Consider the following 24777-nt stretch of genomic DNA (forward strand, 5'->3'; position numbering starts at 1 on the left):
CGTCCGGCAGGCCGAGAAGGCCCGGGCCGGACGCCACGGAAGTCGTTTCGCGCAGGCGCACCTGTCATGCGCGTCGTCGCACCAGCCGCAGCAGATCCGCGTTCGAACTCCGCCGCGCCCACGCGATCAGGGCGAGCGGCACGATCAGGATGAGCGGTGTCGCCGCGTTCTCGCCGCCGAAGGCGGTGATCGTCACGACGAACGCGCCCACCATCAGCGCGCTCAGCGCCATCGCCGCCACGGACTGGAGCACCGGGATCAACAGCGCGACGGCACCGGCGAGTTCGAGCGCGCCGATGGTGTACATCCCCGCGCTGCCCCAGCCGAGCTCGTCGAAGCCCTCGGCGGCCGACGGGTGCGCGATCAGCTTGGGCAGGGCGCCGGCGATCCCGTAGAAGAGGGCGAGCAGAATCTGCAGGCCGCGCAGGGCGATACGGGCGCGGCGCCCGCGAGGGGTCGCGGACTCGGCGATGACGGTACGGGACGTGCGGGCCGTGCGGGCCGTGACGGGGGCGGTGGTCTCGGACATGGGGTCTCCTGGGTGAAGCGTTCCGTGGTGTTGTCGGAGAGGTAGACCGGGGCCGACTTCGGAACTCATCGCCTTTGCACGGCAATTCGTCATCGCCGTACGAAGAACTTTCACCCGCGTCCGTCGAACGGCAGCCACCCATGCCCCACGTACCAGTGACCGCCCGCCCGCAGATGGTCCCCGACGGCCCGCTCCACGGCAGTCCGCCGCGACAGGCTCTCGATCGGCAACTCCGGGTCGCCGAAGACGAATTGGACCGGCTCGGTGTCGGCCGCCTCCCGGTCCTCGATGCTGACGCGGAAACGTTCCTGGAAGCGGACGATGTTGGAGTCCTCGGGGAGGTACTTCCTGAGCTGTGTGTCCAGCAGCCAGGAGTGGCAGGTCGCCACGCGGTACCGCTCCCGCGGAAAGTGCAGCGGGAAGAACTCCCGGGCCAGCGACAGGGATCGCTCGACGACGGCCGGGGACATCGGGCCCTGGAAGTCGGGTATGTGCACATTGAGGCAGGGCGAGTCCGGGCCGACGTCGAGCCCGGCCGCCGCGAGCCTCGTCCCCGCACGCTGCCCGAGCCGCGCCCGCTCGAACTGCAACCGGCCCAGCTGGTACAGCTCGCCGCGGAAGTGATGGATGAGCCACCACGGGGCCTGCAGACCCGCCCGGCCGTGCCGCCTGCGATGCACGGCCATGTTCCGGCCGAGGTCGGCGAGGGTACGCCGGGAGACATCGGCGGGGATGCCGCGGTCACGGTGGTAGGCGCGGGTGTACGGCAGCGCCGCGACGAACACGTACACGGGGAAGCAGCGCTGCAGGGCGCCCGAGGCCCAGTCGAGGTCGGGCAGGTCGACCGGGCCGCCGACCTCCCCCATCCCCCGGACCAGCTCGTCGACGGACCGCTCCAGGAACTGCCGCAGCTCCGGGTCGTCCGTCACCCGGCGGCCCATCCGCACGAGATCGTTGACGTACTCGTGGGGTACGGAGAGGTCGAGCAGCACCTCGGCCAGTTCATCGGTGTCCGGCAGCACGGGGCCCCCTGCGAGGAGAACGCGGAGAAGGAGGAGTACGTTTCAAGGAGGAGCGGTGATGTGGATGCGTACGGGCAGTGAGCCGACGACGGCGCGCAGTGCGCTGCGGGTCCGCTTCTGGCTGTGCGTGTGGGGCGTGGTCTGGACGATCTTCGGCACTGTAGCGTTCGCACTCGCCGGGCGCCCAGGCTGGGCGATCGCCTGCGGGGTGCTGTGGCTGGTGATCACGATCGACCTGGCCATGGTCCTCAGACACATCCACCAGGGCCCGCACTACCAGCCGGGCCGCGACATACCGCCGTACTTCCCGCCCGAGAACCGCCCCTACCGCCCGCAGGGGCCGCCGACCGACTACCGCCCTCCACGGCCCCCGCCGGAGAACCGCCACCCCTAGCCGTCGCGAGGACCGGCCGCCCCGGTCGCCGCTCACGCGTCGAACCGTGCCGCCTTCAGGAACTGCGGGTTCGGGTCGAGCGCGGCCGCGAGCCGGAAGTGGCGCTTGGCCTGGTCGGGCCGGCCCTGGCGCTCGTAGGTGCGGGCGAGCGCGAAGTGCGCGAACGCGTTGTCCGGCTCGCGTTCCAGGACGATGGTGAACTCCAGCTCGGCGGGCCGCAGTTGCGCGGCGGCGAAGAAGGCACGCGCGCGCAGCAGCCGGGCCGCGGTGTTCTCCGGGTGCACGGCGATGACCCCGTCGAGCAGCTTCACCGCACCCCGCGGGTCCCGCGCGGCGAGCAGCTGCTCGGCGGCACGGAAGTCGATGACATGCGTCTCCGGGGTACGTCCGGTCGAACCGCTGGTCTCGGGCACGGCAGAGTCCTTCCCTCACTGGGAGGATTAAACGCGCGAACGGAACACGGCTATTCCTGGGGCGAACGGGACCGCCGGTCCGCGCGCGCCCCGTGGGCCCGCCGCACGAGCTGGTCCCACACGTCCTTCACGCGCCGCTGAAGCTCCTCCAGGGCTACGTCGTTGTCGATGACGATGTCCGCGATCTCCAGGCGTCTCTCCCGAGTCGCCTGCGCGGCCATACGCGCGCGTGCGTCCTCCTCGGTCATGCCGCGCAGTGAGACAAGCCGGTCGAGCTGGGTCTCGGGACTGGCGTCGACGACCACCACGACGTCGTACAGCGGCGCGAGGCCGTTCTCGGTGAGGAGCGGGACGTCATGGACCACGACGGCGTCCTCGGCGGCGGCCTCCTCCAGCTCGCGGGAGCGGGTGCCGACGAGGGGGTGCACGATCGAGTTCAGCACGGCGAGCCGCTCGGGGTCGGCGAAGACGATTCGCCCCAGCCTTGGCCGGTCGAGACTGCCGTCGTCCGCGAGCACCTCCTCGCCGAACGCCTCCACGACGGCGGCGAGACCAGGGGTGCCGGGCGCGACGACCTCGCGCGCGATCCGGTCCGCGTCGATCAACACGGCGCCGTGCTCCACGAGCAGCCTCGACACCTCGCTCTTGCCGGCGCCGATGCCGCCGGTCAGGCCCACCTTCAGCATGACCGACAGCTTAGGTCCTGCCACTGACAGCGCACCGGGCAGGACCGGCCCTCCCCGCTCAGCTGTCGCCCTCGCGCTCCGCCAGGAACCGCTCGAACTCCCGGCCGATCTCGTCCGCCGAGGGGATGTCGACCGGCTCGGCGAGCATGTTGCCCCGGGTCTCGGCGCCGGCGACGGCGTCGTACTGGTGCTCGAGGCCCTCGACGAGGTTGGTGAGCTCCTCGTCGCCCTCGCGGATCTGGCGGTCGATCTCGTTCTGCGTGCGGTGGGCGTCGGTGCGCAGGGAGTGCGCGATGGCGGGCAGCACCAGTCCGGTCGCCGCGGTGACGGCCTCCAGGACGGTCAGGGCCGCGTCCGGGTACGGGGAGCGGGCGATGTAGTGCGGGACGTGCGCGGCGACGCCCAGGACGTCGTGCCCGGCCTCCATCAGCCGGTACTCGACGAGCGACTCGGCGCTGCCGGGCACCTGCGCCTCCTCGAAGGGGCTGGTGTGGCCCGGGACGAGGTCGGTGCGGTTGCCGTGCGGGGTGAGGCCGACCGGGCGGGTGTGCGGGACGCCCATGGGGATGCCGTGGAAGTTCACCGACAGCCGTACGCCGAGCCGTTCGACGATCTCCTTGACCGCGGCGGCGAAGCGCTCCCACTCCACGTCCGGCTCGGGCCCGGACAGCAGCAGGAAGGGGGCTCCCGTCGCGTCCTGGACGAGCCGCACCTCTATGGCGGGCACCTCGTACCCGTCCCAGCGGTCGCGCTTGAACGTCAGCAGCGGCCGACGGGCGCGGTAGTCCACCAGCCGGTCGTGGTCGAAGCGGGCCACGACCTGGTGGGGCAGCGAGTCCAGGAGCCCGTCGACGATCTGGTCGCCGGTCTCACCCGCGTCGATGTATCCGTCGAAGTGGTAGAGCATGACAAGACCGGCCGACTCCTGGGCGAGCGCCATGTCGACCACGGCGAGGCCCTTCGGCTCCCATGCGTACAAACCCTGCGGATCAAGCACTGTGACCGCTCCTCCTCGTGTCCGTATGTCACAACGCCCCTACGGGCACGGACATTCCCAAAGGAGGGACCCATGATCGTGCCGGGATGGACAACCCCCTCAGGGGCGCGGGGAACTGCGCGAAAAGCCACGACGGCGCCGCAGACGAACGACAGGCCGCGGACGAACGACAAAGGGACCGCACCTCGAAAGGTACGGCCCCTCAGTCAACGGCTAAGCCTCAGCGGCCGGCGTTCAGCTCTGGCCACCGGCCAGCTTCTCGCGCAGCGCGGCGAGCGCCTCGTCCGAAGCCAGCGCACCGGAGGTGTCCGCACCCTCGGAGGAGTACGAACCGCCACCCGCGGCCGGAGCGGCACCACCCGCGGTCTCGCCACCCTCGGCGGCAGCAGCCGCGTCGGCCTCGCGAGACTTGATGACCTGCTGCTGGTGCTGCTCGAAGCGGGTCTGCGCCTCGGCGTACTGGTGCTCCCACGCCTCGCGCTGGGTCTCGTAGCCCTCGAGCCAGTCGTTGGTCTCGGGGTCGAAGCCCTCGGGGTAGATGTAGTTGCCCTGGTCGTCGTACGACGCGGCCATGCCGTACAGGGTCGGGTCGAACTCGACCGTGGCCGGGTCGGCACCGAAGGCCTCGTTGGCCTGCTTCAGCGAGAGGCTGATGCGGCGGCGCTCGAGGTCGATGTCGATGACCTTGACGAAGATCTCGTCGTTGACCTGGACGACCTGCTCCGGGATCTCCACGTGGCGCTCGGCCAGCTCGGAGATGTGGACCAGACCCTCGATGCCCTCGTCCACGCGGACGAACGCACCGAACGGAACCAGCTTCGTGACCTTGCCGGGCACGACCTGGCCGATCTGGTGGGTCCGGGCGAACTGCTGCCACGGGTCTTCCTGGGTCGCCTTCAGCGACAGGGAGACACGCTCGCGGTCCATGTCGACGTCGAGAACCTCGACGGTGACTTCCTGGCCGACCTCGACAACCTCGGACGGGTGGTCGATGTGCTTCCAGGACAGCTCGGAGACGTGGACCAGACCGTCGACGCCACCCAGGTCCACGAAGGCACCGAAGTTGACGATCGAGGAGACGACGCCGGAACGGACCTGACCCTTCTGGAGGGTGGTGAGGAACGTCTGGCGGACCTCGGACTGGGTCTGCTCCAGCCAGGCACGGCGGGACAGGACCACGTTGTTGCGGTTCTTGTCCAGCTCGATGATCTTGGCCTCGAGCTCCTTGCCCACGTAGGGCTGGAGGTCGCGAACGCGGCGCATCTCGACCAGGGAGGCCGGGAGGAAGCCACGGAGGCCGATGTCGAGGATGAGACCACCCTTGACGACCTCGATGACGGTACCGGTGACGATCCCGTCCTCTTCCTTGATCTTCTCGATGGTGCCCCAGGCACGCTCGTACTGGGCGCGCTTCTTCGAGAGGATCAGGCGGCCTTCCTTGTCCTCCTTCTGGAGAACAAGGGCCTCGATCTCGTCACCGACGGCGACGACCTCGTTGGGGTCGACGTCGTGCTTGATGGAGAGCTCGCGGCTCGGGATAACGCCTTCGGTCTTGTAACCGATGTCGAGCAGGACCTCGTCCCGGTCGACCTTCACGATGACGCCGTCGACGATGTCGCCGTCGTTGAAGTACTTGATCGTCTCGTCGATCGCGGCGAGGAAGGCTTCCTCGTTACCGATGTCGTTGACCGCTACCTGCGGGGTGGTGGCGGTGGTCTCGGTGCTGCTCGTCATGTGGGAAAGGGCTCCGGTACGGACATTGAAGTCGTAGGTACTGCTTACGCCGGGAGCCCGTTTCGCTCTGATGAAGCCGGACAGCCAAGGAAGCGCCACGTAAAACACTCGTGGCGCCTCGAGAACCGAGGGGACATACAACAGATGCGAGCGCAGCCTGCTACGTCTGAGGTGCGCAGGCCCGCAGCGCAACTTGTAGCATACGGGGGCAGCCGGGCAGGGTCAATGCGCGAAGCCGCCCACCCGGGGCGGATCGCCCCATTCCCGGCACAAAACCTGTCTCCTGAGGCCACGCGGGCCTTGGGCAGTCCCTTTCGTGACACCGCCGGGAGGGGCCGCGCCATTCAGGTGACGGAAGAGTACGACGAGGGAGCCGATCATCCAAGAGCCCGTATCGCCCGAGATCGCGTCCGACGCGTCGACCGATGTCTCAGGCGCCCCTGACACCTCCTTCGAGCCGGAGGCCACCCGGCGTACGGCCGGTGCCGCCGAGAGTTCCCGCGCCAATCGGGGCTGGTGGGACCGCAACGCGGACGAGTACCAGGTCGAGCACGGCACCTTCCTGGGCGACGACCGTTTCGTGTGGGGCCCCGAGGGTCTGGACGAGGTGCAGGCCGAGTTGCTCGGCCCGCCGGAGGACCTCAAGGGCAAGGCGGTCCTGGAGATCGGCGCCGGCGCGGCGCAGTGCTCGCGCTGGCTGGCCGCGCAGGGCGCCCGCCCGGTCGCCCTGGACCTCTCCCATCGTCAGCTCCAGCACGCGTTGCGCATCGGGGGCGCGTTCCCTCTGGTGTGCGCCGACGCGTGCGCGCTCCCCTTCGCCGATGCCTCCTTCGACCTGGCGTGCTCGGCGTACGGCGCGTTGCCGTTCGTCGCCGACCCGGTGCTGGTGCTGCGCGAGGTGCGGCGGGTGCTGCGGCCGGGCGGACGGTTCGTCTTCTCGGTCACCCATCCCATCCGCTGGGCCTTCCCCGACGAGCCCGGCCCGGAGGGCCTGTCCGTCGCCGCCTCCTACTTCGACCGCACGCCGTACGTCGAGCAGGACGAGGAGGGCGACGCCGTCTACGTCGAACATCACCGCACGATCGGCGACCGGGTGCGGGACGTGGTGGCGGCGGGATTCCGGCTGGTGGACCTGGTCGAGCCGGAGTGGCCGGCCTGGAACACCTCGGAGTGGGGCGGCTGGTCGCCGCTGCGCGGGAACCTGATCCCGGGAACGGCGATCTTCGTGTGCGAGCGAAGCGAGATGGGGGCACCCCCGGCCGGAGGCTGGGGGAGGGACTGAGAGCGTGATCCGTTACGACGCCCTGGACGCGCTGCCCGTACGCGGCGCCCTGCCCGGTCTGAGCGACGCCCTGGACGCGCGCGGCACCGCGGTGCTCGTCGCGCCGCCCGGCACCGGCAAGACGACCCTGGTGCCGCTGGCGCTGGCGGGGCTGCTCGGCGAGGGGCCGGCGCGGCGGGTCGTCGTCGCCGAGCCGCGGCGGATCGCGGCCCGGGCCGCGGCGCGGCGGATGGCGTGGCTGCTGGGCGAGAAGGTCGGCGAGAGCGTCGGGTACACCGTGCGCGGTGAGCGGGTCGTCGGGCGCCGCGCGCGCGTGGAGGTCGTCACGACCGGTGTGCTGCTCCAGCGGCTGCAGCGCGACCAGGAGCTCGCGGGCGTGGACGTCGTGATCCTCGACGAGTGCCACGAGCGGCATCTGGACGCGGACACGGTGGCGGCGTTCCTGTGGGACGTACGGCAGACGCTGCGGCCGGAGCTGCGGCTGCTGGCCGCGTCGGCGACGACGGACGCGCAGGGCTGGGCGCGGCTGCTGGGGGACGCGCCGGTGGTCGAGGCCGAGGGCGCCTCGCACCCCGTGGAGGTGGTGTGGGCGCCGCCGACGCGTCCCGTACGGCCGCCGCACGGGATGCGGGTCGACCCGGCGCTGCTGACCCATGTGGCGTCGGTGGTGCGGCGGGCGCTGGCCGAGCGGGCGGGGGACGTGCTGTGTTTCCTGCCGGGTGTGGGCGAGATCGCGCGTGTGGCCGGGCAGCTGGGGGAGCTCGGGGACGTCGAGGTGCTGCAGGTGCACGGGCGGGCGCCGGCGGCTGTGCAGGATGCCGTGCTGGCGGGCGCGGAGCGGCGCCGGGTGGTGCTGGCGACGTCCGTGGCGGAGTCGTCGCTGACGGTTCCCGGGGTGCGGGTGGTCGTCGACTCCGGCCTCGCGCGGGAGCCTCGCGTCGACCACGCGCGCGGGCTGAGCGCGCTGACGACGGTGCGGGCCGCGCAGGCGGCCGGGCGGCAGCGGGCCGGGCGGGCCGGGCGTGAGGCGCCGGGCGCGGTGTACCGCTGCTGGGCGGAGGCGGAGGACGGGCGTCTGCCGCGTTTCCCGTCGCCGGAGATCAAGGTGGCCGACCTGACGGCGTTCGCGTTGCAGACGGCGTGCTGGGGCGATCCGGGGGCCACGGGGCTCGCGCTGCTGGATCCGCCGCCGGCCGGGGCGATGGCGGCGGCGAGGAGTGTGCTGACGGCCGTCGGGGCGGTGGACGCCGACGGGCGGGCCACGGCACGGGGCACGGCGATGGCCCGGCTGGGGTTGCATCCCCGGTTGGGGCGGGCGCTGCTGGACACGTCCGGTGCGGGTGCCGAGGTGGTCGCGCTGCTGAGCGAGGAGGCCCCGAGGGAGTACGGGGACGACCTGGCCGCCGCTTGGCGGGCGGCTCGGCGGGGCGGGGACGCCTACGCGGCGCGGTGGCGTGCGGAGGTGCGGCGGTTGCGGGCGAGCAGTGGGAGCGTGCCGTCGGACGGCGTGGACGACCGCACCGTGGGCCTCGTCGCCGCCCTCGCCTTCCCCGAGCGCGTCGCGAAGGCCGACGGCGGCTCCTACCTCATGGCCTCCGGCACGCGCGCCGAACTCGCTGAAGGCAGCCCGCTGCGCGGTGCCCCCTGGATCGCCGTGGCCGTCGCGGACCGGCCCGTCGGCAAGGGGCACGCGCGCGTGCAGCTCGCCGCCGTGGTGGACGAGGACATGGCCCGCTCGGCGGCGGCCTCGCTGTACTCCGAGGGCCAGGAGGTCCACTGGGCCGACGGGGACGTCGTCGCCCGGCGGGTCGAGCGGCTGGGGGCGATCGAGCTCGCGTCGCGGCCGCTGCGCGACGCCGACCCCGTCCTCGTACGGAACGCCCTCCTAGAAGGGCTACGGCAGGAAGGGCTCGGCCTGTTGCGGTGGACGCCCGACGCCGTCGTACTGCGACAGCGGCTCGCCTTCCTGCGCCTGCGTCTCGGGGAGCCGTGGCCCGAGGTCTCCGACGAGGCGCTGCACGCGCGCGTGGACGAGTGGCTGGAGCCCGAGCTGGGGCGGGCCCGGCGGCGGGGCGACCTCGGGCGGATCGACGCGGGGCAGGCGCTCGCCCGGCTGTTGCCGTGGGCGTCCGGGGAGGCCGGCCGGCTCGACGAGTTGGCGCCGGAGCGCATCGCCGTACCGAGTGGGTCCAGAATCCGGGTCGACTACAGCAATCCCGAACAGCCCGTCCTCGCCGTGAAGTTGCAGGAGATGTTCGGACTGCACGAGTCGCCGGCCGTCGCCGGGGTGCCGCTCCTCATCCATCTCCTCTCCCCCGCCGGGCGGCCCGCGGCCGTTACCGCCGACCTCGCCTCCTTCTGGAAGGACGGCTACAAGGGTGTGCGGGCGGAGCTGCGCGGCCGTTATCCCAAGCATCCGTGGCCCGAGGATCCCGCCACCGCTGAGCCGACCCGGCACACCAGCGCCCGGCTCAGGCGGTGACCGGTTCCGGTTCGGAGTTCCTCGTCGGCTCCGGGTCGCCGGGGCGGCGGCCGAGTGCCTCCAGGTAGAGGGAGAGCGCGAGGAGCAGCAGGCCGAGGGTCAGGAAGCCCCAGGGCAGGTACGACGTCAGCAGCAGGACCAGCGTGCGGTTGGACTTGACCAGGTCCACGGTGTGGTCGATGTAGTCCTCGCGCATCTTCACGTGGCCCGCGAACGCCGTCACCTTCTCGCGTCCGCCGAGCAGGGTGCCGCCGCGGAGTTCCTCCTTGTGGATCTCCTCGCCGTAGACGGGGGCGCCGGTGAGCGGTTCGACCCAGAACTTGCGGACGGTGGTGTACCAGCGGGTCGTGCCGGTCCTGGCCACCGACTCCGGTGTGATGCCCTCGACCGGCATCGTCCTGGGGAACTTCACCTTGGTCCAGGGGATGGTCTGCTCGAAGTAGTAGACGTCGACACCGCGGAAGTTCTGTGTGCCCCGGTAGTGGATGGGGGCGGTGACGCGTGCCTGGGCGTCGAAGTACTCGTAGTCCCGTTTCTCGGTCAGGAAGGGCCACTTGAACTCGATGCCGGTCCGTTTCACCGCGTCGCCGTCGACCATCTCGCCGGTGGCGTGCACGGGTTCCTGGGTGTGCGCGTCGAAGATGTAGCGCTCGGGGATCCTGGAGACCATCTTGCCGTCGGGGCCGACGACGTACGACAGGCCGTCCCAGACGACGACGTCCTTTCCGGCCGTCCTCTCGATCTTCTCCGAGGCCTCGACGTCGCCCTTGAGCGTCTGCACGATGGTGACCTCGGAGACCTTGCGGGCCTTCATGGTGCCGTAGTCGAGGAGGGTGGCGTCCTTCGCCTCCAGGACCATGTCCTGGTACTGGCCGGCCGGGATCTTGGCCAGGCGCGGGAAGGCGTACCAGCGCAGCAGCGGGGACAGCGCCGCGAAGAACACGGCGAGGGCGAGCAGGATCAGACTGGCCTTGCGGCGCATCTCGGCCTCCCTCCCGGACAGGCGGTTAGGGGTGTGCGGGCACCGTCGTCAGCAGCGGCTTCGGGGAGGTCTCGCCGGACGGAGAGCCCATCGCGGTCAGCCCCAGGACCAGGGCGAGCGCGGCGGCGAGTCCGGTCGCGGCGGCGATCAGGGCGCGCATACGGGCCTCCCGGCATCCCGGAGCTGACACGGCCGACGCATCTGATACGTCGTCAGGTTCGGCACCGTAGCAACGGGCGGGCGAGATGAGAACACGTTGCACACACAGACGAAGGGCGCCCTGTCCGCCGTAGCGGAAGAGCGCCCTTGTGCGGGATGCCGCGGTGCCTACGCGCTCGGGCTCGGGCTCGCCGAGGTCGAGCTGGACGCGGAGTCGGACGGGGTGGGGCTGGGCGTGGTCGCGGCCTCGACCTTCAGCTCCACCGTCAGCGTCGCGCCGCCCGCCGTGGTGATGCGGAGCAGGAAGGTGCCCGCGGTGTCGTCCGCGTACAGCTTGGGCAGCTTGAGCAGACCGTCGGCGTCCGTCGCGAGGCCCGTCAGGGTGCGTACGGTCTTGCCGTCGGCGTCCTTGAAGTAGGGGCCCTTGTCGTTCTCGGCCGGGTCGTCCGCCGACTTGATGAGGGTGGCGGTGGCCGCGACCTTGTCGGCGACCGCGCCCTTGTAGGTCGCCTTCACCTCGACCTGGTCGGCGAACTCGCCGCCCGCCGTGCAGGTCAGCGCGGTGTCGCTGGTGCGGGCCAGGGTGTCGGCGGCGCGCTCGGTGACCGTGGCCGTGTAGTCGAGGGTGACCGAACGTCCGAAGAGAGTGGCGCGGACGACGAAGTCGCCGGTGGTCTCGCCCGCCTTGAGCGCGGGCGCCACCGCCTCGCCGGCGCTGTTGGTGACGGCGGCGGCGTACTTCTCGCCGGTGCTGAAGGTGGCGTCGGTGCTGCCGACGATCGTGAAGCGGATCCGGACCTTGGCGACCGCCTCGCCGGCCTTGGTCTCGGCGCGGGTGCTGATCTTCTCGGTGAAGCTGTCGCCCGCCATCGCGGTGAGCTTCGCGGTGCCCGCGTTCTCCAGGTGGTGGACCGTGTCGGTGGGGGTGGGGGGTGTCGTGCTCGGCGGAGTGGTGCTGGGCGGGGTGGGCTTGGGGCTCGTGGTGCCGCCGCCGTTGCTGCCGGGCCTGGTGCCCGGCGTCGTCGGTGTCGTCGGCGTCCTCGGCTCCGTGGGCGACGGTGAGGGGCTCGCGCCCGCCGCGTCGTCGCTGCGGTCGGCCGGGAGGGTGCCCGTGCCGTCCGGGATCTGGTGGGTGCCCTTGCGGTAGTACTCCAGCCACCTCAGGACGAGGTTGAGGTAGTCCTGCGAGTTGTTGTAGCTGAGGATCGCGCTGTCGATGTCGGCCTGGGTGGACAGGTCCCAGCCGAAGCGGCACAGGTAGTGGCCGGCGGCGAGCGCGGCGTCGTAGACGTTGTTGGGGTCCTTCTTGCCGTCGCCGTTGCCGTCGCGGCCGGCCCATTCCCAGGTGGACGGGATGAACTGCATGGGGCCGACGGCACGGTCGAAGGAGCTGTCCCCGTCGTAGGCGCCGCCGTCGGTGTCGCTGATGTTCGCGAAGCCGTTGCCGTTGAGCTGCGGGCCGAGGATCGGGGAGAGCGTGTTGCCGTTCGCGTCCACCCGGCCGCCGCGGGCCTGGCCGGACTCGACCTTGCCGATGGCGGCGAGGAGTTCCCAGGGGAGGTTGCAGCCGGGCTTGGCCTGCTGCAGCGAGGTCGCGGCCCTCTTGTAGGCGTCGAGGACGGTCGCGGGGATGCCGGCCTCGCTCTCGCCCGGGGTGACGGGGGTGGTGCCGGTGGTGGGCGAGGGGTTGGGGCTGTTGAGCGGCGGCAGGTCCGTGTAGTACGGCGAGTTGCCGGTCGCGCTGCCCTCGGCCGGCGTGTCCGGTGAGGGCTGGGTGCCGGTGGTGACTCTTCTGCCGGCGTCGTCGGTGGTCACTCCCGGAGCCTGGGACGCGGCCAGTGCCGCGACGACGACGGCGGCGACCGTGGTGTTCACCGCGCCCTTGCGGAGCCTGCCGAATTGCGCCGCCATGAAATGGACCCCTCCCGTGGACGCCCGAGCGCCCGTCTGTGTCTGCCGAGCCGTCGCGCTCGCCCTTGTAGTGACGATCGACTCGCCGCGACAGTTGCCCTCGCGGCACACCTTCGTCGCTGTTCATCTGTTCGACCGCCGTGCCCCGGCGCGGCGGCCCAGGCGACCCTACGACAACTTCCTTTGCAGGGTCACCCGTTGGCGCCCGATTTTTACCGGTTGGCCATGTCGGAGCTGTCCGTCGTACGCCCTTCATACTGGCTACTCCGACGACCTGGATCGACCGGTCCCGTCAACGCCCCGCACGAGGAGCCCCGTTGCCTTTCACGCTCAGCCATGCGGCGGCCGTACTGCCCGCCGTGCGCACCGACGGAACGGGCCGGGGCCCGCTCGTACCGGCCGTGTTGGTGGCGGGTTCCTTCGCTCCCGATATGACCTATTACGCGGCGAGTGTGCTGGACGGGGCGATGGAATTCGGCGATGTCACGCACTCGTTCGCGGGCGTGTTCACGGTCGATGTGGTGATCGCCTGGGCGCTGGTGGGCCTGTGGCTCCTGCTGCGTGAACCGCTGGTGGCGCTGCTGCCGGTACGGCGCCGGGCGCGGGTGGCCGCGCTGCTGCGCTGCGGGGCGCCACGCGCGCGTGTACGGCCGTCGCTGGCGCTGCGCTGGTACGTCTCGGCCGTGCTGGGCGCGCTGACGCATGTCGTGTGGGACGCGTTCACGCATCTCGACCGCTGGGGGATGCGGCTGTTTCCCGTGCTGGGCGAGGAGATCGCCGGATCACCGCTGTACTGGTATCTCCAGTACGGCGGTTCGGCGGTGGCGGCGGTCGTCATCGCCGCGTTCGTGATCGTGGCGCTACGGCGGTCCCCTGCCGTGGTGCCGGTCGGGATTCCGGTGCTCTCTGCACGGGACCGCTGGCTGGCCGGGGCGGTGATCGGCGGGTTGGCCGCGGTGGCCGCGCTGCAGCGGGCGTCGCGCTGGTGGGCGTACTGGGGTTCCACCGCCGAGTACTGGGAGCTGATTCCGACGCTGTGCTTCGGGGCGGGGGCGGGGCTCGCCCTGGGGCTGCTGCTGTATGCCGTGGGGGTCAGGGTGTGGCGTCCGGTTCCGGGCCGGCCTGGCAGTGCGGGTGCGGATGGGACCGGGAGGGAGCCGAGCCGGCCTGCGGCTCGGTGAGGGCGCGGGCGGTGGCGACGAACACCGTGACGGTACGGGCCGGGCGGGTTCGCGGGAGTGCGGTGCGGGCCAGGGCCAGATAGCCGCGGAGGTTTGCCGCCGTGTGCCGCAGGGGTCCGATCAGGTCGGCGGGGATGCGGGCGGTGCTTGCGTCGGTGGCGAAGGGCTGGACCGAGGGCGGTGCGGTGGAGGGTGCGTCTTCGGTGTTCACGTTCGCCGGTGCCGGAGCCGTCCGGCGGTGGAGCGTGCGTATACCCATGTCGGCATCCTTACGGGCGCCGGGCGCGTGGGGCGCTTCTGCGGGGGCCACGCGGGTGACGGGCCCGGCGGGGGTGCAGCCGGGTTCCCACGCGTCTGCCGGGTCGCGGCGGCCTTGGGGTGCGGGTCGTCCGTGGCTGGTCGCGCCCATGTGGCGAAGCCGCACATCGATACAGCCCCTCGCCCCTGGGCGCCGCGCTTGCGCACACCGAAACGCCGTGGGATGCCGGGTCGGGTGGGGACCCGGCCCGGCATCGAGCTCTGGCCGTGACGCCTAGTGCGCCGCCGACTCCCAGTCCGGGCCCGCGCCCACCGAGACGCCCAGGGGGACGCTGAGGTGGACGGCGTCGGACATTTCCCTGCGGACCAGTTCTTCTGCCGCGTCACGTTCGCCGGGGGCGATCTCCAGGACGATTTCGTCATGGACCTGGAGGAGCATGCGGGAGGTGAGGTTCTCCTCGCGCAGGGCCCGGTCGACGTTGAGCATGGCGATCTTGACGATGTCCGCCGCCGTGCCCTGGATGGGGGCGTTGAGGGCCATGCGCTCGGCCGCCTCCCGGCGCTGGCGGTTGTCGCTGTTGAGGTCGGGGAGGTAGCGGCGGCGGCCGAAGAGCGTCGCCGTGTAGCCCGTCGCCCTGGCCTCGTCGACCGCGCGGCGCAGATAGTCCCGTACGCCGCCGAAGCGCTCGAAGTACGCGTCCATCAGCGCACGGGCCTCGCCCGCGTCGATGTTCAGCTGCTGGGAGAGGCCGAAGGCCGACAGCCCGTAGGCCAGGCCGTACGACATCGCCTTGATCTTGCGGCGCATCTCCGCGTCCACGGCGGCGGGCTCCACCGCGAACACCTGGGAGGCGGCCGTGGTGTGCAGGTCCTCGCCCGAGGTGAACGCCTCGATCAGGCCCTCGTCCTCGGAGAGGTGGGCCATCACACGCAGCTCGATCTGGCTGTAGTCCGCGGTCATCAGGGACTCGAAGCCCTCACCGACCACGAAGCCCCGGCGGATCGCCCGGCCCTCGTCGGTGCGGACCGGGATGTTCTGGAGGTTCGGGTCCGTCGAGGAGAGCCGGCCCGTCGCGGCGACCGTCTGGTTGAAGGTGGTGTGGATACGGCCGTCCGCCGCGATCGTCTTGATCAGGCCCTCGACGGTGACGCGCAGCTTCGCCTGCTCGCGGTGGCGGAGCATGATGACCGGCAGTTCGTTGTCGGTCTGGGTGGCCAGCCAGGCCAGGGCGTCGGCGTCCGTCGTGTAGCCCGTCTTCGTCTTCTTCGTCCTGGGCAGGGCGAGTTCGCCGAAGAGGACCTCCTGGAGCTGCTTGGGCGAGCCCAGGTTGAACTCGTGTCCGGCCGCCGCGTGCGCCTCCTTCACGGCCTGCTGGACGGCGCCCGCGAACATCTGCTCCATGGCCTCCAGGTGGGGCCGGTCGGCCGCGATGCCGTGCCGCTCCATGCGGGCGAGCAGGGCGGACGTCGGCAGCTCCATGTCGCGCAGCAGGTCCGCGGCGCCGACCTCCTGAAGGCGGGCCTCGAAGGCCTCGCCCAGGTCGAGGACCGCGCGGGCCTGGATCATCAGCGCCTCGGCCTCGGCACCGTCGTCCGCGCCGAAGGCCAGCTGACCGTCGGCCGCGGCGGCCGGGGCCAGCTCACGGTGCAGATACTCCAGGGACAGCGCGTCCAGGTCGAAGGAGCGGCGGCCCGGCTTGACCAGGTACGCGGCGAGCGCGCTGTCCATGCGGACGCCCTCGATGCTCCAGCCGTGCTCGGCGAAGACCCGCATCGCGCCCTTGGCGTTGTGGAAGACCTTCGGCTTGGCGGCGTCGGCCAGCCAGGCCGCGAACGCCTTCTCGTCGGCCTCGTCCAGCTGCGACGGGTCGAACCAGCCGGCCTTGCCGTCGCCCGCCGCGAGGGCGACCTCGGCGACCGAGCCGGCGCCCAGCGCCCAGGTGTCGACGGTGGCCACGCCGAGGACCTCGCCGCCGTGCTCGGCCAGCCACGGGGCCAGCTCTCCGGTGCCGAGCACCGAGCCGTCGATCTCCACGCCGTCGGTCGCGATCGGGGTGGCCTCGGCCTCCTCGGCACCGGGGTCGACGCCGAAGAGCCGCTCGCGCAGGGACGGGTTCCTGATCTCCAGGGTGTCCAGGATCATCGCGACGGCCTTGCGGTCGTACGGCACGCGCGCGACGTCGGTGACGGTCTTGGGCAGCTCGACGCGGCGCTCCAGCTCGGTCAGCCGGCGGTTGAGCTTGACCGACTCCAGGTGGTCGCGCAGGTTCTGACCGGCCTTGCCCTTGACCTCCTCGACGCGCTCGACCAGCTCCGCGAACGAGCCGAACTGGTTGATCCACTTCGCGGCGGTCTTCTCGCCGACGCCCGGAATGCCCGGCAGGTTGTCGGACGGGTCGCCGCGCAGGGCCGCGAAGTCGGGGTACTGCGCGGGCGTCAGTCCGTACTTCTCGAAGACCTTCTCCGGGGTGAAGCGGGTCAGCTCGGAGACGCCCTTCGTCGGGTACAGCACCGTGGTGTGCTCGCTGACCAGCTGGAAGGAGTCACGGTCACCTGTGACGATCAGCACCTCGAAGCCATCGGCCTCGGCCTGGGTGGCGAGGGTGGCGATCACGTCGTCGGCCTCGAAGCCGTCGACGGCGAACCGCGAGACGTGCATCGCGTCGAGCAGCTCGCCGATCAGCTCGACCTGGCCCTTGAACTCGTCCGGAGTCTTGGAGCGGTTCGCCTTGTACTCGGTGAACTCCTCGGAGCGCCACGTCTTGCGGGACACGTCGAAGGCCACGGCGAAGTGGGTGGGCGCCTCGTCGCGCAGCGTGTTGGCCAGCATCGACGCGAAGCCGTAGATGGCGTTCGTCGGCTGGCCCGTCGCGGTCGTGAAGTTCTCCGCGGGGAGCGCGAAGAACGCGCGATAGGCCAGCGAGTGCCCGTCCATGAGCATCAGGCGGGGCCGGCTGCCCCCGGCGTTGCTGTCGGTCTGCTTCGATGCTGTCTCTGCCACGCCCCCGATCCTGCCACGCCCCACTGACAGTCGGTCCCCGGATGCCCGGCGACCGCGCATGCCGGGACCTCTCACCCCGTTGTCGGCCCCGCGTGCGAGGATCGGAGATGTAGCTCACACGTGTACGTGAAGAGGAGTGCTCGATGGCCACCAAGCCGCCCAAGGGTGATCCGGTTCAGGACGCGCCGCAGGTCGCCGAGCCGAAGCATGCGGCGGCGGGGTTGCCGGCCATCGGGCACAGCCTGCGCATCGCGCAGCAGCAGATGGGCGTGAAGCGCACCATGCTGACGCTGCTGAGCGTCAACCAGAAAAAGGGCTTCGACTGCCCGGGCTGCGCCTGGCCGGAGCCGGACCACCGGCACACGGCGGAGTTCTGTGAGAACGGCGCGAAGGCGGTGGCCGAGGAGGCGACCCTGCGCCGGGTCACCCCGGAGTTCTTCGCCGCGCACTCCGTCGCCGATCTCGCGACCCGCAGCGGTTACTGGCTGGGGCAGCAGGGGCGGCTCACCCACCCCATGTATCTCCCCGAGGGCGGCACGCACTACGAGCCGGTCGGCTGGGAGCGCGCGTTCGACATCATCGGCGAGGAGATCACCGCCCTCGGCTCCCCCGACGAGGCCGTCTTCTACACCTCCGGGCGCACCAGCAACGAGGCGGCGTTCCTCTACCAGCTCTTCGCGCGCGAGCTGGGCACCAACAACCTGCCCGACTGCTCGAACATGTGCCATGAGTCGTCCGGTTCGGCCCTCTCCGAGACCATCGGCATCGGCAAGGGCAGCGTCCTGCTCGAGGACCTCTACAAGGCCGACCTGATCATCGTCGCCGGACAGAACCCGGGCACGAACCATCCGCGCATGCTCTCCGCCCTGGAGAAGGCGAAGGCGAGCGGCGCGAAGATCATTACCGTGAACCCGCTTCCCGAGGCCGGCCTGGAGCGCTTCAAGAACCCGCAGACCCCGCAGGGCATGCTCAAGGGCGCGGCGCTCACCGACCTGTTCCTCCAGATCCGCATCGGCGGCGACCAGGCCCTCTTCCGCCTCCTCAACAAGCTGATCCTTCAGACGGAGGGAGCGGTCGACGAGGAGTTCGTGCGCGACCACACGCACGGCTACGAGGAGTTCGCCGAGGCCGCCCGCGCCGCCGACTGGGACGAGACGCTGACGGCGACCGGCCTCACGCGCGCGGACATCGACAAGGCGATGGCCATGGTCCTCGCCTCGCGGCGCACGATCGTCTGCTGGGCCATGGGCCTCACCCAGCACAAGCACTCCGTGCCGACCATCCGCGAGGTCGTCAACTTCCTGCTGCTGCGCGGCGACATCGGCCGTCCGGGCGCGGGCGTGTGCCCGGTGCGCGGTCACTCGAACGTGCAGGGCGACCGCACGATGGGCATCTTCGAGCGCCCCGCCCCCGCCTTCCTGGACGCCCTGGAGAAGGAGTTCGGCTTCGCGCCCCCGCGCGAGCACGGCTTCGACGTCGTACGGGCCATCCGCGCGCTGCGCGACGGCGAGGCGAAGGTCTTCTTCGCGATGGGCGGCAATTTCGTGTCCGCGACACCGGACACCGACGTCACCGAGGCGGCGATGCGGCGCGCACGGCTCACCGTGCACGTGTCGACGAAGCTCAACCGCAGCCATGCCGTCACGGGTGCCCGCGCGCTGATCCTGCCGACGCTGGGCCGCACCGAGCGCGATCTCCAGGGCAGCGGTGAGCAGTTCGTGACCGTCGAGGACTCCATGGGCATGGTGCACGCCTCCCGTGGCCGGCTGGAGCCCGCGAGCGCGCATCTGTTGTCGGAGCCGACGATCGTCTGCCGTCTGGCACGCCGTGTGCTGGGCGAGGGCAGCCGGACGCCCTGGGAGGAGTTCGAGAAGGACTACGCGACGGTCCGCGACCGCATCGCGCGCGTGATCCCCGGCTTCGAGGACTTCAACGCGCGCGTGGCCCGCCCCGGTGGCTTCACGCTCCCGCACGCCCCGCGCGACGAGCGCCGCTTCCCGACGGCGACCGGCAAGGCCAACTTCACCGCCGCCCCGGTCGAGTACCCGGAGGTTCCCGAGGGACGGCTGCTGCTGCAGACCCTGCGGTCGCACGACCAGTACAACACCACGATCTACGGCCTGGACGACCGTTACCGGGGGATCAGGAACGGCCGCCGGGTGGTCATGGTCAACCCCGAGGACGCCGAGCGGCTGAACATCGCCGACGGCTCCTACGTCGACCTGGTCGGCGAGTGGAAGGACGGCGTCGAGCGGCGGGCACCCGGCTTCCGGGTCGTGCACTATCCGACGGCCCGCGGCTGCGCGGCCGCCTACTACCCGGAGACCAACGTCCTGGTCCCGCTGGACGCCACCGCGGACACCAGCAACACCCCGGCCAGCAAGTCCGTGGTCGTACGTCTGGAACAATCGGCGACCGACTGAGCGTTTGCTCAGTCGACCCGTACCGACTGAGCACCCCGAACGGAGCCGACCCATGGGCGAGCAGCAGCACGTGAAGTTCCCGCAAGAGGTCATCGACGAGTACGCCGCGCTGGGCGTCGACCTGCCGGCCCTGTTCTCCGCCGGTCACCTCGGGACGCGCATGGGTGTCCAGATTCTGGAAGCGTCCGCCGAGCGGGTCGTCGGGACCATGCCGGTCGAGGGGAACACCCAGCCGTACGGGCTGCTGCACGGCGGCGCGTCCGCGGTGCTCGCCGAGACGCTCGGGTCGGTGGGGTCGATGCTGCACGCCGGCAGTTCCAAGATCGCGGTCGGCGTCGACCTCAACTGCACCCATCACCGGGGTGCGCGCTCCGGCATCGTCACCGGTGTGGCCACGCCGCTGCACCAGGGCCGCTCGACGGCGACGTACGAGATCGTGATCAGTGACGAGCAGGGACGGCGGGTGTGCAGCGCGCGGCTGACCTGTCTGCTGCGGGACGTGAAGCCGAGCGACGGTGAGCACCTCCGGGCGAACTGAGGCCGACGCCCCGACGACGATGACATGACCACCAACACCCTTACGCCTGCCCGGCGTTGAAACCCCGGCACCCGACGGCATAACGTCGGGGGATGAGGCCGGGACGGCCCCGCCGCAGTGGGGGCCGCGCTCGAACCGGCGCTGCCGGCCGCCGTATTGGCGGCCGGCAGCGGGGTTTCGGGCGCAACGAGCGGAAGGAAATCCCCAATTCCGTTTTCGTTGCCCCATACACGAAAGGGTCGGAGAACTCCGACCGCCTTTCACATTCGTAACTCAGCGTAATACGGGTGCAATACGAACCAACAGTTCCCCTGCGGTGATCGCCTTCCACACAAGGCACCGGAGACCCCCTGGTAGCCTCCAGCAACGAACCCGGTAATCACCAAAACGCGTAAACACTCGTGAAGAAGCTACGCGCGAACGCTGCGAGTTCTCACAATGTGGACAGGGCGAATCAGCCGGAAATCCTCTCTTCCCCCCACCGAGTACCGCTCTGCGAAACCTCGTGTCATAACAAGAGCGTCACAGCCTTGGTCAGGCCCTCCTCCAGTTCCCCACCCGCGCTTAGAGTCACCGCCAGTCACCGAGCCATCGGATTCGAAGTCACTTCGGCCCAGCGCTCGACTCGGCGCGTTCCATGGGGAGCCGCCGTGCCAGGGAAAGGACCTGATTCGTGCGTCAACGTTCGATCATCGCCATAACCGCCGCGCTCGCGGCGGGATCGCTGACACTCACGGCATGTGGGTCGCGTGACGACGACGGCGGCAGCAGCAACGGCGACAAGACCACAGTTGTGATCGGCGTCGACTCCCCGCTGACCGGCGACCTGTCCGCGCTCGGCCTCGGCATCAGGAACTCCGCCGACCTCGCTGTGAAGACGGCCAACAAGCAGGAGTACGTCAAGGGCATCGAGTTCAAACTCGAGCCGCTCGACGACCAGGCCCAGCCCTCCGTCGGCCAGCAGAACGCCCAGAAGTTCATCAGCAACAAGGACCTCCTCGGCGTCGTCGGCCCGCTGAACTCCAGCGTCTCGCAGCAGATGCAGAAGCCGTTCAACGACGCCGGCCTCACCCAGATCTCCCCGGCCAACACCGGTACGGAGCTGACCCAGGGCGACGGCTGGAAGACCGGCAACTCGGTCCGCCCGTTCAAGACGTTCTTCCGTACGGCCACCACGGACGAGGTCCAGGGTGCCTTCGCCGCCGAGTACCTGTTCAACAAGGCCGGCAAGAAGAAGGTCTACCTGATCGACGACCAGAAGACCTACGGTGCGGGCCTCGCCGCCTCGTTCAAGGCGAACTTCACCAAGCTCGGTGGTCAGATCGTCGGCACCGACCACGTCAACCCCGACGACCGTGACTTCAACGCCGTGGTCGCCAAGATCAAGAAGACCGGCGCCGAAGCCCTGTACTACGGCGGCGAGTACCCGGCCGCCGGCCCGCTGAGCCAGCAGCTCAAGGACAGCGGCCAGAACATCCCGCTCATGGGCGGCGACGGCATCGTCTCCGGCGACTTCCCCAAGCTCAACAAGAAGGCCGAGGGCGACCTCGGTACCTCCGTCGGCAAGCCCGTCGAGCAGCTGGACTCCGCCAAGAAGTTCATCGACGAGTACAAGGCCGCCGGCTACGAGGACGCGTACGAGGTCTACGGCGGCCTCACCTACGACGCGACCTGGGCCATCATCGAGGCCGTCAAGGTCGCGGTCGAGGGCAACGACGGCAAGCTCCCGTCCGACGGCCGCAAGGCGGTCCTGGACGCCATGAGCAAGGTCAAGTTCGACGGCGTCACCGGCACCATCTCCTTCGACGAGTTCGGTGACACCACGAACACCACCATGACCGCGTACAAGATCAAGAAGGACGCCTGGGTGCCGGAGTTCAGCGGGGCTCCCAAGCTGGGCTGAGCAGAGGACGAGTAAAGAGCACTTCCCCATCACTCATTGATCCAGGCCGCGCGGGAACGCCTACCAACGCTCCCGCGCGGCGCCGTATCCGAACCACTCCACGGAGGCCCTGCGGTGAACGAACTGCCGCAACAGCTGGCCAATGGACTCATCCTCGGCGCGATGTACGGACTCATCGCGATCGGCTACACGATGGTCTACGGCATCGTCCAGCTCATCAACTTCGCCCACGGCGAGATATTCATGGTCGGGGGCTTCGGGGCCCTCACCGTCTGGTTGGTACTCCCCGAAGGCTTCGGCCTCGGGGCTGCAGTCCCGCTCATGATCATCGGCGGCATCCTCGTCTCGGTCGCCGTCGCCACGGCGGCGGAACGCTTCGCCTACCGCCCACTGCGCACCGCACCACGGCTCGCACCCCTCATCACCGCCATCGGCCTGTCCATCGTCCTGCAGCAGGCCGTATGGATGTGGTACCCGGACGCGAAGAAGGACCACCCCTTCCCGCAGTTCCACGGCGGCCCCATCGACATCCTCGGCGCCAACATCCAGCGCGGTGACCTCTTCGTACTCATCGCCGCACCGCTGTGCATGCTCGCCCTCGGCCTGTTCGTCACCAAGACGCGCTCCGGCCGCGGCATGCAGGCCACCGCCCAGGACCCGGACACGGCCAAGCTGATGGGCATCAACACCGACCGCATCATCGTCATGGCCTTCGCCATCGGTGCCGCGTTCGCCGCCATCGCCGCCGTCGCCTACGGCCTGAAGAACGGCCAAGTCGGCTTCCGCATGGGCTTCCTGATGGGCCTGAAGGCCTTCACCGCGGCCGTCCTCGGCGGCATCGGCAACATCTACGGCGCCATGCTCGGCGGCCTCGTCCTCGGCGTGGCCGAATCCCTCGCCACCGGCTACATCGGCGACATCCCCGGCATGGACCTCTTCGGCGGCGGCGCCTGGAAGGACGTGTGGGCGTTCGCCCTGCTCATCCTCGTACTGCTGTTCAGGCCACAAGGTCTGCTCGGCGAACGCGTCGCGGATCGGGCGTGATACCCATGACCACCGAGATCCCCATGGACAAGACCACCGACACCACCAAGGTGCCCACGGCCGAGGCCACCCCGATCATCCCGCTGCCGCAGGCCCTGGCACGCGGACTGGCGGTCGCCGGCTCCGCCGTCGCCCTCATAGGCACCTTCCTCGCCTGGACCTGGACCGAGGAGTTCCCGGGCAACCTCACCGTCACGGGCTACCCGGGCGGACTTCAGGTCCTCACCCTGTTCGGCTCCCTGCTGACCCTGCTGTTCGCCCTCTCCGGCTACGGCATCCGCGGCCTGGGCTGGCTCACCCCCGGCGGGAAGAACAGCCCCGTCCTGCTCGCCGCCCTCGGCGTGTTCGGCACCACGGGCTACACCATCGGCGCCATCAGCCAGGAACTCGGCGGCCTGGTCAACCTGGAGCCCGGCGCCTGGGTCTCCGGCATCGGCGCGCTCGTCGCCGTGATCGGCGCCCTCGGCCTCCAGGTCGACCAGCCCTACAGCGCGGGAGACCCCAACCCGAACCTCTGGGGCCGGATCCGCCACTCGCTCACCGCCCCCGACCCCGGCCCTGCCAAGGACCTGCCCTCCTGGGTGGAGATCCTGATCATCGCCGCCGGCTTCGGCGTCGGCCTGTACGTCTTCGCGTTCGGCATCGGCACCGAGTACTCCGAGCTGTTCATCGGCTTCCTGATCGTCACGGCCTTCGGCTTCACCGCCCTGACCCGGGCGGGCCTGCTCAAGCGGCTCTCGGGACTCACCGCCAAGCACCGCAACGTGGCCATGTCCGCCGCCTTCGTCGCGGCGATCTGCTTCCCCTTCACCCAGAGCAACGACCAGTTCGCCCTCATCGGCGCGAACATCCTGATCTTCGCCACGGTCGCGCTGGGCCTCAACGTCGTCGTCGGCCTCGCCGGCCTGCTCGACCTCGGATACGTCGCCTTCCTCGGCGTCGGCGCCTACGCCGCCGCCCTGGTCTCCGGCTCCCCGCAGTCCAGCATCGGCGTCGAGTTCCCGTTCTGGGCCGCGGTCCTCACCGGCGCCGCCGCCTCGCTGATCTTCGGCGTGGTCATCGGCGCCCCGACCCTGCGACTGCGCGGCGACTACCTCGCCATCGTGACGCTCGGCTTCGGTGAGATCTTCCGCATCACCATGAACAACCTGAACGGCAACAGCGGACCGGACGTCACCAACGGCTCCAACGGCATCCCCAACATCCCGGACCTGGAGATCTTCGGGTTCAACCTCGGGCTGCCGCACAACGTCCTGGGTACCGAGCTCACCCGGTCCGGCAACTACTACCTGCTGATGCTGGCGTGCACGGCGATCGTCGTCCTGGTCTTCCGCCGCTCGGCGGAGTCCCGCATCGGCCGCGCCTGGGTCGCCATCCGCGAGGACGAGACCGCCGCGACCGCGATGGGCATCAACGGCTTCCGCCTGAAGCTCCTCGCCTTCGCGCTCGGCGCCTCCCTCGCCGGCCTCGCCGGCACCGTCCAGTCGCACGTGTCCTACAGCGTCACCCCCGAGCAGTACCAGTTCGCCGGCTCCGTGCCGCCGAACTCGGCCTTCCTGCTCGCCGCCGTCATCCTCGGCGGCATGGGCACCATCAGCGGCCCGCTGATCGGCGCCGCGCTGCTCTACCTGATCCCGGCCAAGCTCCAGTTCATGGCGGAGTACCAGCTGCTGCTCTTCGGCATCGCGCTGATGCTGCTGATGCGCTTCCGTCCCGAGGGCCTGGTCGCCGACCGCAGGAAGCAGCTCGAATTCCACGAGACCGGACAGCTCGACGTACCGGAGGACAAGTCGCTGCCCGAGGGCGCGACCGGCGTCGCCAAGGCAGGGGCGTGACCG

Annotated in this window: 20 protein-coding genes; 9 read left to right on the plus strand and 11 right to left on the minus strand. The window is 70.4% G+C overall.

All coding sequences use genetic code 11. The features are described 5' to 3' along the window. Window positions 1-64: 64 nt before the first annotated feature. A complete protein-coding gene (locus ACZ7NC_RS19520) occupies window positions 65-529 on the minus strand; it encodes a DoxX family protein (protein WP_471489843.1) in 465 nt (154 codons plus the stop codon). 110 nt (window positions 530-639) lie between these two features. After that, a complete protein-coding gene (locus ACZ7NC_RS19525; RefSeq protein WP_471489844.1) occupies window positions 640-1551 on the minus strand; it encodes an acyltransferase domain-containing protein in 912 nt (303 codons plus the stop codon). 64 nt (window positions 1552-1615) lie between these two features. Between ACZ7NC_RS19525 and ACZ7NC_RS19530 the strand changes: the two genes are divergently transcribed. Next, complete coding sequence (locus tag ACZ7NC_RS19530) at window positions 1616-1945, plus strand: DUF6343 family protein (RefSeq protein ID WP_471489846.1); 330 nt, start codon at window positions 1616-1618, stop codon at window positions 1943-1945. A 32-nt stretch (window positions 1946-1977) separates the two neighbouring features. Here ACZ7NC_RS19530 and ACZ7NC_RS19535 read toward each other — a convergent pair whose 3' ends face one another. From ACZ7NC_RS19535 to rpsA, 4 genes are all read right to left on the minus strand, one after another. Then, window positions 1978-2358 (minus strand): tetratricopeptide repeat protein, encoded by a 381-nt coding sequence (locus ACZ7NC_RS19535; RefSeq protein WP_471489847.1) that lies wholly within the window; start codon window positions 2356-2358, stop codon window positions 1978-1980. A gap of 50 nt (window positions 2359-2408) precedes the next feature. After that, window positions 2409-3044: a dephospho-CoA kinase gene (gene coaE, locus ACZ7NC_RS19540; RefSeq protein WP_471489848.1), complete on the minus strand. Its 636-nt coding sequence runs from the start codon at window positions 3042-3044 to the stop codon at window positions 2409-2411. 58 nt (window positions 3045-3102) lie between these two features. Beyond that, entirely contained in the window at window positions 3103-4041 is a 939-nt protein-coding gene (locus ACZ7NC_RS19545; protein ID WP_471489849.1) for a PAC2 family protein, read from the minus strand. A gap of 234 nt (window positions 4042-4275) precedes the next feature. Continuing rightward, window positions 4276-5775: a 30S ribosomal protein S1 gene (rpsA, locus tag ACZ7NC_RS19550; RefSeq protein WP_471489850.1), complete on the minus strand. Its 1500-nt coding sequence runs from the start codon at window positions 5773-5775 to the stop codon at window positions 4276-4278. Between the two features lie 403 nt (window positions 5776-6178). Here rpsA and ACZ7NC_RS19555 point away from each other — a divergent pair, with 403 nt between their 5' ends. Both ACZ7NC_RS19555 and hrpB read left to right on the plus strand, forming a co-directional pair. Then, window positions 6179-7057, plus strand: a complete 879-nt coding sequence (locus ACZ7NC_RS19555) for a class I SAM-dependent methyltransferase (RefSeq protein ID WP_471489976.1) — start codon at window positions 6179-6181, stop codon at window positions 7055-7057. Window positions 7058-7061: 4 nt separating this feature from the next. Beyond that, window positions 7062-9539, plus strand: coding sequence for an ATP-dependent helicase HrpB (gene hrpB, locus ACZ7NC_RS19560; RefSeq protein WP_471489851.1), 2478 nt, complete (start codon window positions 7062-7064; stop codon window positions 9537-9539). On the opposite strand, the gene pgfA is transcribed toward hrpB, so the two are convergent. From pgfA to ACZ7NC_RS19575, 3 genes are all read right to left on the minus strand, one after another. Next, the gene (pgfA, locus tag ACZ7NC_RS19565) at window positions 9529-10521 is read right to left on the minus strand and encodes a cell envelope lipid trafficking protein PgfA (protein WP_471489853.1); all 993 of its coding nucleotides are present in this window, start codon (window positions 10519-10521) and stop codon (window positions 9529-9531) included. The two genes, hrpB and pgfA, sit on opposite strands and share 11 nt — an antisense overlap. A gap of 25 nt (window positions 10522-10546) precedes the next feature. After that, a complete protein-coding gene (locus tag ACZ7NC_RS19570; protein ID WP_403455713.1) occupies window positions 10547-10681 on the minus strand; it encodes an SPW_0924 family protein in 135 nt (44 codons plus the stop codon). A 167-nt stretch (window positions 10682-10848) separates the two neighbouring features. Continuing rightward, entirely contained in the window at window positions 10849-12591 is a 1743-nt protein-coding gene (locus ACZ7NC_RS19575) for a lytic transglycosylase domain-containing protein (RefSeq protein ID WP_471489854.1), read from the minus strand. A 317-nt stretch (window positions 12592-12908) separates the two neighbouring features. Between ACZ7NC_RS19575 and ACZ7NC_RS19580 the strand changes: the two genes are divergently transcribed. After that, the gene (locus ACZ7NC_RS19580; RefSeq protein ID WP_471489855.1) at window positions 12909-13772 is read left to right on the plus strand and encodes a DUF4184 family protein; all 864 of its coding nucleotides are present in this window, start codon (window positions 12909-12911) and stop codon (window positions 13770-13772) included. On the opposite strand, the gene ACZ7NC_RS19585 is transcribed toward ACZ7NC_RS19580, so the two are convergent. Both ACZ7NC_RS19585 and polA read right to left on the minus strand, forming a co-directional pair. Further along, the gene (locus tag ACZ7NC_RS19585; RefSeq protein WP_471489856.1) at window positions 13684-14031 is read right to left on the minus strand and encodes a hypothetical protein; all 348 of its coding nucleotides are present in this window, start codon (window positions 14029-14031) and stop codon (window positions 13684-13686) included. The genes ACZ7NC_RS19580 and ACZ7NC_RS19585 overlap by 89 nt on opposite strands. Window positions 14032-14304: 273 nt before the next feature. After that, window positions 14305-17031 carry a DNA polymerase I gene (polA, locus tag ACZ7NC_RS19590; protein ID WP_471489857.1) on the minus strand — a complete coding sequence of 909 codons (2727 nt, stop codon included), beginning with the start codon at window positions 17029-17031 and terminating at the stop codon, window positions 14305-14307. A 143-nt stretch (window positions 17032-17174) separates the two neighbouring features. Between polA and ACZ7NC_RS19595 the strand changes: the two genes are divergently transcribed. From ACZ7NC_RS19595 to ACZ7NC_RS19615, 5 genes are all read left to right on the plus strand, one after another. After that, entirely contained in the window at window positions 17175-19454 is a 2280-nt protein-coding gene (locus tag ACZ7NC_RS19595; protein WP_471489858.1) for an FdhF/YdeP family oxidoreductase, read from the plus strand. 52 nt (window positions 19455-19506) lie between these two features. Next, complete coding sequence (locus tag ACZ7NC_RS19600; protein WP_471489859.1) at window positions 19507-19992, plus strand: hotdog fold thioesterase; 486 nt, start codon at window positions 19507-19509, stop codon at window positions 19990-19992. A gap of 688 nt (window positions 19993-20680) precedes the next feature. Next, window positions 20681-21895 (plus strand): branched-chain amino acid ABC transporter substrate-binding protein, encoded by a 1215-nt coding sequence (locus ACZ7NC_RS19605; RefSeq protein WP_471489977.1) that lies wholly within the window; start codon window positions 20681-20683, stop codon window positions 21893-21895. Window positions 21896-22009: 114 nt separating this feature from the next. Next, a complete protein-coding gene (locus tag ACZ7NC_RS19610) occupies window positions 22010-22939 on the plus strand; it encodes a branched-chain amino acid ABC transporter permease (RefSeq protein ID WP_471489860.1) in 930 nt (309 codons plus the stop codon). Window positions 22940-22962: 23 nt separating this feature from the next. Continuing rightward, a complete protein-coding gene (locus tag ACZ7NC_RS19615) occupies window positions 22963-24774 on the plus strand; it encodes a branched-chain amino acid ABC transporter permease (RefSeq protein ID WP_471489978.1) in 1812 nt (603 codons plus the stop codon). Window positions 24775-24777 lie beyond the last annotated feature (3 nt).

It is taken from the genome of Streptomyces sp. NPDC111802, from assembly GCF_055634335.1.